Genomic DNA, 12,193 nt, shown 5'->3' with positions numbered 1-12,193 from the left:
CTGGGTAGTTGAACATGCGATTTCCTGTTCAACTGTTGCATTCTTAAACAATAAACTAGGTTCGCTGGTAATTGAGTTTACAGGGGGAAAAATTCCCCTTATTTTTCAAATAGTACTGAAAACAGCTTCATTAGAGGGAGAAATTCCTCTTACTGGACTCGATAATGTGAAAATAGATCGTTTTTCTTTTCATAAACATAGAAGGAAAAACTCCTCTTATTTTTCCTGAAAATCATTTTATCTGCATCTAACAGTAAAATCTCCCCTTATTTCTATACTGTTTACTTACTCTTCAGCTTCCCTTCTGTAATAACTGCTACAAGCTATTCTTGCCATAAAGTTTTCTTGGAGCAGATTAAGTTCACATTCCAAACAGAGTAAAATAGCACCCTAAATTGCACGAGGACATCCATTGTCAACGTGTTATTTGGGGTGCTGATTGCTATGCTATTTTAATGTTGCTGTTTTATGTGCAGAAAGGTATGCGACTCATATGACATTTACAGTGTTTCTCCACGAAAACTGAACTACTTTTCTTTTTATTAAGGAAATGATAGCAGGTGAGCCCTGTGGATTTTCTTGTGTTTCTTTGTACCTTATCAACGATACTAGACTGTGTTATATTGTGCTGTGAAGCCAATTTTCTCATACAATTCCTTTATTTCCTGGTGGATTTTTGAGTCGTCAGAAGTGATTTTCAATATCAGTTCCATATCTGTCAAAGCTTCTGTTATTTCTCTAAGATGCAAATGCTGCTTATATGTCTTGTTTAATAGCCTCAGCAAATTCAGGTTAAGTGAATTTCTGTATTCTGCAGCCCACTTTGCCTTGAATTGCGGCAGAAACTTGACGGGTACCTGCTTTATCACCTTCTCCTTTAATTGCACAGTCCTCTTCCATTCATTGCTTTCGAGTGCATCTTTCATCTGTGAGTCGAGCTGAAGGGAATCGAGCTCTATTTTGGCATCGATAGAAACATAGTTATTCTCGATTTTAATCACATCAGATAAGCTGCTGCCTTGAAAAATCTTGCGCAGGTGGGTAAGACTGACGCGGAGCTGATTCTGCGAGTTGGACTGCGGAAGTTCTGGCCAGAACACGTCTGCCAGCATCTCCCTTGAAGCGGAGCCAAACAGGCATAGATATGTTAACAGTTCTTTGGCTTTTCTCTGGTTCCATTTGCCTTTTATTTCTTTTTGGTCTGCCAGTACTTTAAATTCATCAATGATTTTTAACTCCAGTTTCTTCTCTGGAAAAAGCGGGCCTGGAAGCGGACTTTTGTCAATAAACCTTATCAATTCTGTAAGGAAAGGATTTACATTTCCTGACTGCGGAATTGCAGGACCGGGCAGTCCTGATAAAAATGATACGCATTTTTCTGCTGTTAAGGCAGGCTGATCCAGCTGGATGAGGTGTGAGGCACCAGGGATTAAAAACCTCTGTTTTCTGTTTGCTATTTCACCGCCCAAAAATACTAAAGAAGGCGGTGATATATCGTCATATTCTGCGGCTAAAAGCAGAACCGGGACCGCGATCTTGTTAAAAAGCGTATATGACTTAGTTTTTGAAAGCATATCATGCAATTCAAGATATGAAAGAAAGTCCAATTTTCCTAAAGAGTTTTTTATCAGTGTACAGCTTTCTTCATCCATATTGCTGATCAGTTTCGGGATCATTTGGTCTGCCAGGTTTGATGCAGTATGATAAACTGATTGATAATATTCGGCTGGATACAAGATGCTGGTAGTGAAAACAATAAAAGAGCGGAGGCTGGAAGGATATCTTTCTGCCCATCGGATTCCGAGGTGGACACCCATTCCCTGCCCGGCAAAATGAAACCCGGATAAACCTTCAGCATCTGCTATTGATTCGAAATCTTCTAAAAGTGACTCCCATGAAGCGGTTCCTTCTATTTTCTTGCTTGAGCCATGGCCAGTGAAATCAAAAGTCAGTATGTGAAAATCATCTATGAGGTGGGGAATAATACGGTTCCAAATGCTGCTATCCATTCCTAAACCGTGGGCAAAAACTAAAGTTTCTGCCTCCGCCTTAGTAGAATGCTGCATATGGTAGTTTACCCCTCTGCTGGAAATTGTCATGAAATCCTCCGATTGATCCTTAAAGAGACGGAAATTTTTTCTAGAGTATTCTTAATATCGGTATAAATGAAAATGAATTAATAAGGTATGGGCAATTTGGTTCACTTTTTGCAAGAAATTAGAAAAAACTCATCATATGTAAAAATAAATTGAAAATACAGGAGAAAAGTAATATGATAATAGTATGAAAATTGAAAAAGGCAAACTTATTGAAAAGTAGGGACGCAAAGCCGCGAGTCTAAGGCGCAAGCTATGATCGTCGGGCTGCCAAGGTGATAACGTGGAATAGCTTTGAATCTTATTCTTAGTACTTTCAGAGCTAATCGGCCGAACCTTTTGGCGCAGTTACTGCAAGGAAAGGAAGAGAAAATATGAGTTTTTTTGGTACAGCGGAGTTTTTTGAGGAGCAGCTGAGAAAGGCTGCAGAAAGCGGAAAAAATCTATCAGCGAGCATATCACAGCTTGAGCATGAGCTGAATTTTAATTTTATCTGTACAGACAGCCTCCGTAAGGAATGCCTGGCCAACCTGATGGCTGCAGGCAGGAAGGTCGATCACCAGCTGTTATCATATAGCGAAAAACATGCTGCAGTTGTGTAGCAATAAAAGAGAGTGAAGGAATTATTCCTTCACTCTCTTTTGTTATTCCTGCTGATCAGCTCCATAACTGATCAGATTGGCGAAGATTCTATACCCTCCAGGCACCTGGCCCTGGATTTGGCGGTAAAAGACAAGACTTGAATACAAATAGGTGCCTTTGCCATGCTTAACCATCAGGATGCCCCCATCAAATGGTTCTTCGTCCGGATCGGCCATGCGGACAAAGGTCTCATACTGATCATCCCATTTCATCGGAAAATACAGTCCCCGTTCCTGCACCCAGCCTTCCCAGTCGGCATCGGTAATTTTGTTTGGATAGTTGAACAGCGGAGATTCCGGCTGCAGCATTTCAACCTTGGCGTCCTCATCGGTCACCCGCCACTCAATGGAAGGATTTCCAATCGTTAATGGGAAAGGAGCGGTGGCTTCAGTATCCCATCCGTCATTTGGCTTGTGATACTGAACCACGAGATGTCCGCCATTCTCTACATACTTATGAAGCTTTTCATTATTGGCCTTTAAATCTTCACGCGACAGATACGCACGGATGCCGACAACAATCGTGTCATACTGGCTCAAGTCACCTGATGTCAGCTCAGCCTCTGTCAGCTGGGTGATATCAAAGCCGGCATTGGTTAAATACTCGGCCACTTTATCAAAGCCGCTGTCGATGTAGCCTACCTTCAGGCCTTCCGGTTTGAGAAGCTCAAAGGCAACGCCATTCACTTTGGCATCATACTGGTAATAGAAGTTTCCAATATGGTCATAGCTGATTTCCTGAATAGTTGAGGAGAATTCCCTGCCTCCTGTTTTGGCTGCAGCTTGAATGGAGAAGTCCCCGGCCTTGATATTTAAAGGAGGAGACAAAGTGAATTGTACGGCTTTTTCCTCTGACTGCCTTGAGAAGCTGACCTTCGCATCTTTTGGGGTTACGGACCAGCCCTCAGGCACCTTTAAAGCTACAGAGGCATCAGCTTTTCCAGGACGGTAATTTTTCACTTTAACCTCTACTGGTATTTCTTTTTGAACGTCGGCTGTATTGACGATAATGTCCTCAGGGGATAATGTCAGAGCAATATCCGGGAGAACCGCAGCAGTTTCCTCAAGTCCTTTTACCTGTTCAACATCAGAGCCTTTGCTTTTATAAGAAATCGAGGCTGTGATGCTGTCCTCCTGATAGGCATGGTAATAATCGGCATCCTTTGGCACTTCAGCCTTGAAGCTGAATGTGGTTGCGGCCCCGGGAGCAAGGCTGGCTGCTTTTCCGCTGCCTTCAGACTTCCAGCCTCTAGGCAGGTTAAGCACAACGGAGGCTTTTTCCAGGGCTGCAGCTCCTTTGTTCCGAAGGGTAACCTTCACATTAAATTTCTGTCCCTTTACTAGGATAGAAGGATCTGCAGAAATGTCTGCTTCCAGTCCGGAAGCTTCAAAGCTGAGATCCTGCAGCTGTTCTTCCTTCACTTGAAGCTTATGCAGAAGATCTGCCCTCAGGCTGCTGTCCAATTTGGCTTTTCCGGTTTTCTTCTCCAGGCTGCGGACTGTTTTTAAAGCCTTTTGTGTTTTTGAGAAGACACGTTCTGCATCCGGATAGGAGGCAATGATGCTATCAAGCTCTTTCTGCAGCTGAGCATAATGCACTTGAAGTGCTTTTTCCTTTTTAGGAAGCTGGGCTGCCCACTCCTTGAAATCATATGGAACACCTGCAAAAAGATCGGAGCTGCCGCCTGTATCAACCGCGGATTCCAGCAGCTCAAGATTTGTCTGCCTTGGGGCTGCCGGGATATCATTGCCCATTCCCTGGCTTTTATGCATATAGCGGGACTCCTCGCCGAGCTGAGGATAGGTCATAGCATAGACAGGGTCGTACATGCCGATTTCAATGGAAGCATCGGCAGTTTCCTTTGATTCGGCAGGGAGATAAAGCTTCTTGACCTGCCAGACATGAAGCCCTTCTTCTTTAAGCTGCTTTGGATAAATCTTAGGGTCCGCTGCATCCTTGAAGGCCCTTTCGCTTAAAAATTCCATGGCCCTGTGATGGCCATGCTGTGTATGGTCATTCCTAAAGGATGGCATGAGGATATCAGGCTGGTAAGTACGAATAAAGCGGATTAATCTTTCATATGTCAGGTCTTCGCCCCATTTTTCAAGTGTTTCCTCCGGAGTTTTGGAGAAGCCGAAATCATAGATGGGGTCTGAGGTGGTTTGACTGAGATGATAGGCCTTCACGCCGGTAATCTTGGCCGCTTCAATCATTTCCCGTGACCGGATGATCCCGAGTGCATTTCCAAGCTCATTTCCGATCTCATTCTGCCCGCCTTCCCCGCGATTGGCGATCAGGCTGGAAGTCTTTACTCCAAGCCCGCGTGACAGATAAGCGAGAAAGTCGCTTCGCTCATCATCAGGGTGGGCCCCGGTGTTCAAAAATGAAACGGTTGTTTCCAGCGGTTTTACAGCGCTCCATAAATCCTTATCATGTTTGGCTGCGGTCTCTGAAGCAGAACCGGCTATTGGCGCGAGTGATAAAACGAGCAATAAAGACAGCAAACTCATCAAACATTTCCTCAATTTCCTGCAACCCCTTTCATTTTGTTGTTAATGAATGTGGAAAAACAGTTCCTCCTCCCCTCATAGATCGCCAGGTTAGTAAATCCACCTAACTAACTGTAGACAACATAACCTTAGATAATGAATATCATATTCGCCTCACGAAGTAAATATCTGCATATTCAGAAAATTACTTTCGAACTAGTAAAATTATAAATATTTAAAAAATTTAGAATTAATTATTGAAAACGCTTCCTTGTTGATTTATAGTTTATGTTAATTAGTTAAATTTACTAACTAAAAAAATTAAGGCCGTGATTTAATGAAGGTAAATGGAACAGCGATGCACATGAAACAAACCAATAAGAAAAACGTCCTGCGCTGCATCCAGGAAAGTTCTCCTATTTCAAGGGCAGAAATCGCTGCGAAGCTGCAATTAAGCAAGCCGACTGTATCGCTCTTAGTCGATGAACTGCTGCAGGAGAACTGGATCGAAGAAAAAGGAATCGGCGAAGCATCCTCACAAGGGGGGAGGCGCCCGATCCAGCTGTTTTTCAACGAGAAAGCAGCTTATGTAATCGGGACTGATATTGGCGGTACGAAGGTGAAAACCGTCATATGTGATTTAAGCGGAAATATCATTAATACAAGCAGCATTAAAACAGCCCACTATTTGGAAAGCGGTCTTTTAAAGCAAGTTGCCAAGGAAGTAGAGTGCCTGCTGCAAAAAAGCGGCATCAGACAGGATCAGGTCCTGGGCCTTGGAGCCGGAGTGCCGGGAATTACCGATACAGAAACCGGCGTTGTGTTTGAAGCCCCAAGCCTCAACTGGGTCCGCTATCCTTTTGTGACAGAAGCGAAGCGGTATTTTCCCTTCCCCATTTACGTGGACAATGATGTCAATGCGGCGGCGGTTGGGGAGCAATGGCTCGGCAATGCCAGGAATAAGAAGAATGTCCTTTTCATGGCAGTCGGCACTGGAATCGGAAGCGGCATTATCATCAATAACCAGCTTTACAGAGGAGCATCCGGTGCTGCAGGAGAAATGGGCTATATGGTAACAGATAAAAATGATATGAAAAATGAATTCAAGCCAATCTTTCACCGTTACGGCTATCTGGAAAGCGTGGCAGGCGGCGTGTCGATTGGCAAAAGGCTGACCGAGGTGGTGCGGAAAAGTCCTGATCATCCGCTTCATCAACAGGCAAAGGAATCAGAGCTATCAGGCGAAACGGCTTTTGCCCTTGCTAAAAAGGGCGATGAAACAGCCAAAGCGGTTGTGGATGAGGCAATTGAACATTTGGCCTACGGGGTAGTGAATGCAGCCAGCCTGCTGAACCCGGAAGCCATCATTTTGGGAGGTGGTGTGCTGAAATCAGCAGATTATATTTTGCCCAGGGTGCGTGAAATAGTGAATCAGTATCTGCCCAGCTCAGTGGAGCTGAAAACAGCCCATTTGGGCGAAAGTGCCGGTGTCCTTGGAGCCGTTTCACTATTTTTGCGGGAGCATGACAGTGTAATCAGTTATTAAAAAAGAGGGGGAAATGCAATGCAAAACAAGAAAAAGGTATCCATAATTACGGCTCTGACTCTTTCAGCGAGCCTGCTGATGTCCGCCTGCAGCGGATCGGAGCAGGGATCCAGCTCAGAAAAGCCTTCCGGGGAGGGCAAGGACCTTGAAGAAAAAATTGTTGTCTATTCTCCGCATGGGAAGGACATCCTTTCGAAATTCGAGACACAATTTGAAGAGAAATATGGGATTGATATGGAATGGCTGGATATGGGCTCCCAGGAAATCCTTGACCGGGTGCGTTCTGAGAAAAATAATCCTCAGGCAGATGTCTGGTGGGGTGCGCCTTCAGTAAACTTCGACCAGGCAAAGGATGAGGGGCTGCTGGCGCCTTATGAGCCGTCCTATGCAGCCAGCCTTGATGAAGGCTTCCATGATCCAGACTGGAATTGGTCAGGCACAAGCCAGACGCCGGAGGTCATCATGTACAACAGCAAGGAGCTGTCTGCCGATGAAGCGCCAAAAGACTGGGATGAGCTTCTCGATCCCAAGTGGAAGGACGAAATCATCATCCGCTATCCGCTTGCCTCAGGAACGATGAGGACCATTTTTTCTGCTATGATCTACCGTGATTTCAAGGATTCAGGCGATACAGCTGCCGGCTATGAGTGGCTTGAGAAGCTGGATGCGAATACGAAGGAGTACGCAGCCAATCCGGAAATGATGTACAACAAGGTGGCAAAAGGGGAAGGCTCCCTGTCTGTCTGGGCAATGCCGGATGTGGTCATGCTGAAGGAAAATAAAAATTATCCATTTGAATTTGTGGTGCCGGAAAGCGGTACGCCGGTTCTGACTGAAGGGATTGCTGTCGTAAACGATGCGCCGCATCCGAAGGCAGCTGAGGCATTCTATGAATTCGTCAATACACCTGAAGCTGCCAAGATCCTGGCAGAGGAATTCTACCGGATCCCGACCCGGAATGATATTGAAGGACTGCCTGAGTGGATTACAGAAACAGAGATTAAGAGCATGGACATAGACTGGAAGGTATTCCAGGAGCAAAGTGATGCCTGGATGAAGCATTGGGATGAAAACATCAAGAGCGGAGAGAAAGAAATTAAAGAATAAGGAAGTGTAAGGTATGGCGTCAATAAACATAGATAAAGTCCAAAAAGCCTTTGGAAAGGTAGTCGCAGTCGATCATCTTGACCTCGAAATACAGGATGGTGAATTCTTTACCTTCCTCGGCCCGAGCGGATGCGGGAAAACGACGACATTGCGCATGATTGCCGGATTTTATTATCCGACTAAGGGTGTCATCCGTTTTGGCGATAAAGATATGACGCGTGTACCTCCTGAAAAAAGAAATACGGGCATGGTTTTTCAAAACTATGCCCTTTTCCCTCATATGACAGTGTTTGAAAATGTTGCTTTCGGTCTTCGGGTGCGAAAGATGTCTTCTTCTGAGGTGAAGAAGCGTGTCCAGGAGGTTCTGCAGAAGGTTCGGCTGGAAAAGTATGCGGAGCGTCAAGTGAGCCAGCTGAGCGGAGGCCAGCAGCAGCGCGTTGCCCTTGCCCGGGCCCTTGTCATTGAACCGGAGATCCTGCTATTGGATGAACCGCTGAGCAATCTCGATGCCAAGCTCCGGGATGAGATGAGAAGCGAGATCCTCAGGTTGCAGAAGGAATACAATATTACAACCATCTATGTCACGCATGACCAGGCGGAAGCTCTGTCCATGAGCGACAGGATCGCCGTTTTCAATTTTGGCGTATGCCATCAGGTAGGGACACCTGCAGAAATTTATAATGAACCGGCCAATGACTTTGTCGCCAGCTTCATTGGGGAGATCAACCTGCTTCCTGCTGCAGTAGACAAAGCAGAAGAAAATACCGTCCATATTACCATTGGAGACAGCAAAAAATTAGAAGCCGCCAATACCAGGTTTAACTATGACCCTGCATACAGCGGGGAAGTCGCCTTATCTGTCCGGCCTGAAGCCATCCGCATCCATGACACGCCTTCTGAAGGCGTGAATATTTTGAGGGGGAGCATCAAAGAGGCCGAGTTCCTGGGTTCGGTCATCCATCTCACAATTGAAGCAGAAGGGTTCCTGCTGACTGCCAATGTCCTTAATAACCGTTTGTCAGCAAGCTATCAGCCTGGAAAGGAAGTATGGATGGAGCTTCCGGCAGAACAAATCAGAATCATTCCTAAAGCCGGTGATGCATTATGATCAAAAACCGTGACACCAGATTTACAATTCTGCTTCTCATACCGGTTCTGCTTGTCCTGATTGCCTATGTATTATATCCGTCATTAAGAACCTTGATGGAAAGCCTTCAGCTGAACGGATCTTTTACTTTTGCAAACTATGAGGATTTCTTTACACAGGAGTCCAAAACGAATTTGGAAGCCTTATGGAATTCTGTTTATATATCTCTTTTGAGCGTGCTGGTCAGTGCTCTGATCGGTATTCCGCTGGCTTTCATTTTTAACCGGTACGATTTTCCCGGAAGAAGCTTTTTCTCGACAGCGGCCATCATGCCTATCGTGCTGCCATCCCTTGTCGGTGTTATGGCGTTCATGTTTTTGTACGGGGAATCAGGGCTTGTGCCCAATGCCATAAAGGACCTTCTCGGGTTGAAGGATGTGCCTTTTAAAATAGGAGGGGTTTCCGGCATCCTCATCGTTCATGCATATACGATGTATGTTTACTTTTATATGACCGTCTCTTCAGCCATCAGCAAAATCGATCCTTCCCTTGAAGAGGCAGCCTATAATCTGGGGGCAAGCCGGTTCAAAGTGTTCTGGAAGGTCACCTTTCCGCTGCTCACGCCAGCCATCGTAGCGGCGTCGCTGCTTGTATTCATGATTTCCATGGCATCCTTCAGTGCACCATTCCTCCTGGCAGGGGGCTTCCGGGTGCTGAGTCTGCAAATCTATTTTTCTAAAATAAATGGCGATATGGAAGTGGCTGCTACACAATCTGTCATTTTATCGATTGTTTCAATCTCCTTCCTCTTATTCATGCGCTGGTACCAGAACAGAAAGGATTACCGGATGGCATCAAAAGGGATCGGGGCCCACAGAAGTGAAGTAAAGAACCCGGTCATGAAGTGGCTGCTTGTCGCGGCTGGCATCATCGGCGTTATTATCTTGCTGCTGCCCCATTTCACAATCCTGCTGCTGTCGCTCGTGCCGGACGGGACGTGGACATGGCAGACCTATCCTTCTGTATTCAATTTTGAAAATTACCGCCTTCTGTTCCAGGATCCGAATATTTTCAAGCCGCTGCAAAACAGCTTGCTTTTGTCGGTGATTGCAACAGCAGGAAATCTTGTGTTTGGCGTTCTGACATCGTATGTCCTTGTCAAAAGGAAGTTCTATGGGAAAAACTTCGTCGATATCCTGGTGATGATCCCATGGGCGCTTCCGGCAACTGTCATCGGGATGAATCTGGTGTTTGCGTTTAATGAACCAAATATCTTTTCCTTCGGCAATATCCTCGTCGGAACGTTCTGGATTCTGCCGCTGGCTTATTTTATCAGGCATATTCCGCTCGTTGTCCGCTCGACCAATGCGGTATTGGAGCAGCTGGATGATTCCATTGAGGAGGCATCGCGGAGCCTTGGCGCGAAATGGTTCTATACCTTCCGCAAGGTCATTCTGCCAATCATCATGCCGGGAGTGCTTGCCGGTACATTACTAGCCTTTGTAGAGTCGGTAGGGGAATTTCCGACCTCGGTGCTGTTATATACCCTTTCCAACCGCCCGATTTCCATTGAAATCATGAACCAGCTGCGGATGTTCAACATGGGGCAGGCCGCTGCCTACGGGATGATCCAGATTGCCCTGATCGCCGTGGTGCTGTTCATTTCCAATAAATTCTTTGGAGTGAAGGCAGAACAATCATTGTCTTAAAAAAATTGGAGTTGAAATGATGAATAAGCTTGAAGCGTTTATCCAGAATGAAGGAACCTCTTTTCCGGGCAAAACGTATATCGAAGAACTGCTGATGCCGGTATTCAATGACCAGCGGGACTATTTGTTCCAGGTGATGTTCGACATCCACCGTGCCCATGTCATCATGATGGCCGAGCAGGGGATTATTGAAAAAGGAGAAGCGGAAGTAATGCTGGCGGGGATCAACCTGGTGGCAGAGACGACCGATATCGGGACCCTTATATATGAACCGCAATTTGAGGACCTGTTTTTTATGATGGAGGCGAAAATAGGAGAAGAGATCGGCCCTGAGCTCGCCGGCAAGATCCATATCGGCAGAAGCCGCAATGATATGGGGATTGCCATGTACCGGCTGGTTCTTCGCAAGCATTTCATCCAGCTGCTGGGCAGTGCTTACCAGCTGAGTGATGCTCTGCTTGACCAGGCAGAGGAGCACAAGGAAACTTATATGACCGCCTACACGCATACTCAGCCGGCCCAGCCGACGACCCTTGGGCATTATCTGCTGGCTGTCTATGATGTGCTGCAGCGGGATATCAGCCGGCTCTGGTCTGCCTATGAAATGGTGAACCGTTCTGCCCTTGGGGCTGCAGCCTTAACTACGACCGGCTTTCCTATCTCCCGGAAGCGGACCTGTGAGCTCTTAGGGTTCGATGGTATAATCGAAAACTCCTATGACTGCATCGGCGGGGCAGACTATCTGCTGGAAACAGCATCTGCCCTGATGACCTGCATGGTCAACACGGGAAGATGGATACAGGACTTCCTGCAGCATGTGACCAGGGAGTTCGGCACCTTTTATGTGGCCGATCCTTATGTCCAGTGCAGCAGCATTATGCCGCAGAAGAGGAATCCGGTCAGCATCGAGCACTCCCGCTCGATCGCGAGCAGTGCATATGGAGATGCCCTGGCTGCGATGAATATGGTTCACAACACTCCGTTCGGCGACATCGTTGATACAGAAGACGACCTTCAGCCTCATCTGTACCGCGCCTTTGGCAATGCTAACAGGGTCATGAAGCTGATGCACGCAGTCATCCGCACGCTCAAGGTCAACAAAGACCATGCAGAGGAAATGGCGAACCGGTCTTGCATCACCATTACTGAACTGGCTGACACTTTATCAAGGGATTACAGCATCTCCTTCCGTAAGGCCCACTCTATTGCCAGCTATATCAGCAAAAGGACCGTAAAGGAAGGCAAAGAGCTGTATGAATGGAAAATCGGCGAAATCAATGAAATGATCTCCGGCTTTGTGCAGGTGGCCCTGAAAGAAGAAGAATGGAAGAAAATCATCTCGCCGGAATACTTCGTTAAAATCCGGAGCATCCAGGGCGGGCCCAGTCCTGTGGAAGTCCAGCGAATGCTGGAAAAACGGAAAGAAAGCCTTGATCAGCAAACCAAAAACTATCAGGAACTCAAAAACAAACTCGAAAACAAGAGGAAACAACTCCTTGCGTTCAAGTTTTAAGAAT

8 protein-coding genes and 1 riboswitch are annotated in these 12,193 nt (G+C 46.3%); of the genes, 6 read left to right on the top strand and 2 right to left on the bottom strand.

Features of this window, described 5'->3' with window-relative positions:
• Positions 1–608: 608 nt before the first annotated feature.
• Positions 609–2,099, bottom strand: a complete 1,491-nt coding sequence (locus tag ACQCVH_RS11000) for an alpha/beta fold hydrolase (RefSeq protein WP_426835699.1) — start codon at positions 2,097–2,099, stop codon at positions 609–611.
• 189 nt (positions 2,100–2,288) lie between these two features.
• A riboswitch (cyclic di-GMP riboswitch) is annotated at positions 2,289–2,371 on the top strand.
• Between the two features lie 99 nt (positions 2,372–2,470).
• On the opposite strand from ACQCVH_RS11000, the gene ACQCVH_RS10995 reads away from it, so the two are divergent.
• Positions 2,471–2,698: a hypothetical protein gene (locus ACQCVH_RS10995; RefSeq protein ID WP_426835698.1), complete on the top strand. Its 228-nt coding sequence runs from the start codon at positions 2,471–2,473 to the stop codon at positions 2,696–2,698.
• Between the two features lie 42 nt (positions 2,699–2,740).
• On the opposite strand, the gene ACQCVH_RS10990 is transcribed toward ACQCVH_RS10995, so the two are convergent.
• Positions 2,741–5,248 (bottom strand): NEW3 domain-containing protein, encoded by a 2,508-nt coding sequence (locus ACQCVH_RS10990; protein WP_426835697.1) that lies wholly within the window; start codon positions 5,246–5,248, stop codon positions 2,741–2,743.
• 316 nt (positions 5,249–5,564) lie between these two features.
• Here ACQCVH_RS10990 and ACQCVH_RS10985 point away from each other — a divergent pair, with 316 nt between their 5' ends.
• Genes ACQCVH_RS10985 through argH form a run of 5 tightly spaced genes read left to right on the top strand, consistent with a single transcriptional unit; the run spans position 5,565 to position 12,189 of the window.
• Complete coding sequence (locus ACQCVH_RS10985; protein ID WP_426835696.1) at positions 5,565–6,773, top strand: ROK family transcriptional regulator; 1,209 nt, start codon at positions 5,565–5,567, stop codon at positions 6,771–6,773.
• Between the two features lie 18 nt (positions 6,774–6,791).
• Entirely contained in the window at positions 6,792–7,880 is a 1,089-nt protein-coding gene (locus tag ACQCVH_RS10980; RefSeq protein ID WP_426835695.1) for an extracellular solute-binding protein, read from the top strand.
• A gap of 13 nt (positions 7,881–7,893) precedes the next feature.
• The gene (locus tag ACQCVH_RS10975; RefSeq protein WP_426835694.1) at positions 7,894–8,988 is read left to right on the top strand and encodes an ABC transporter ATP-binding protein; all 1,095 of its coding nucleotides are present in this window, start codon (positions 7,894–7,896) and stop codon (positions 8,986–8,988) included.
• Positions 8,985–10,676: an ABC transporter permease gene (locus ACQCVH_RS10970; protein WP_426835693.1), complete on the top strand. Its 1,692-nt coding sequence runs from the start codon at positions 8,985–8,987 to the stop codon at positions 10,674–10,676. The genes ACQCVH_RS10975 and ACQCVH_RS10970 overlap by 4 nt, the downstream gene beginning before the upstream one ends.
• 19 nt (positions 10,677–10,695) lie before the next feature.
• Positions 10,696–12,189, top strand: coding sequence for an argininosuccinate lyase (argH, locus tag ACQCVH_RS10965; protein ID WP_426835835.1), 1,494 nt, complete (start codon positions 10,696–10,698; stop codon positions 12,187–12,189).
• Positions 12,190–12,193: the final 4 nt, after the last annotated feature.

The sequence above is a fragment of the Bacillus infantis genome, from assembly GCF_050107595.1.
Lineage (GTDB): Bacteria > Bacillota > Bacilli > Bacillales > Cytobacillaceae > Bacillus_AB > Bacillus_AB infantis_C.
Note: the sequence above shows the minus strand (reverse complement) of the source record. Positions and strands in the feature narration are given on the sequence as shown.

Excerpts from the sequence above, each read along its gene's own strand:
- ACQCVH_RS11000 (WP_426835699.1), bottom strand. The coding sequence starts at position 2,099 with ATGACAATTTCCAGCAGAGGGGTAAACTACCATATGCAGCATTCTACT.
- ACQCVH_RS10995 (WP_426835698.1), top strand. The coding sequence starts at position 2,471 with ATGAGTTTTTTTGGTACAGCGGAGTTTTTTGAGGAGCAGCTGAGAAAG.
- ACQCVH_RS10990 (WP_426835697.1), bottom strand. The coding sequence starts at position 5,248 with ATGAGTTTGCTGTCTTTATTGCTCGTTTTATCACTCGCGCCAATAGCC.
- ACQCVH_RS10985 (WP_426835696.1), top strand. The coding sequence starts at position 5,565 with ATGAAGGTAAATGGAACAGCGATGCACATGAAACAAACCAATAAGAAA.
- ACQCVH_RS10980 (WP_426835695.1), top strand. The coding sequence starts at position 6,792 with ATGCAAAACAAGAAAAAGGTATCCATAATTACGGCTCTGACTCTTTCA.
- ACQCVH_RS10975 (WP_426835694.1), top strand. The coding sequence starts at position 7,894 with ATGGCGTCAATAAACATAGATAAAGTCCAAAAAGCCTTTGGAAAGGTA.
- ACQCVH_RS10970 (WP_426835693.1), top strand. The coding sequence starts at position 8,985 with ATGATCAAAAACCGTGACACCAGATTTACAATTCTGCTTCTCATACCG.
- argH (WP_426835835.1), top strand. The coding sequence starts at position 10,696 with ATGAATAAGCTTGAAGCGTTTATCCAGAATGAAGGAACCTCTTTTCCG.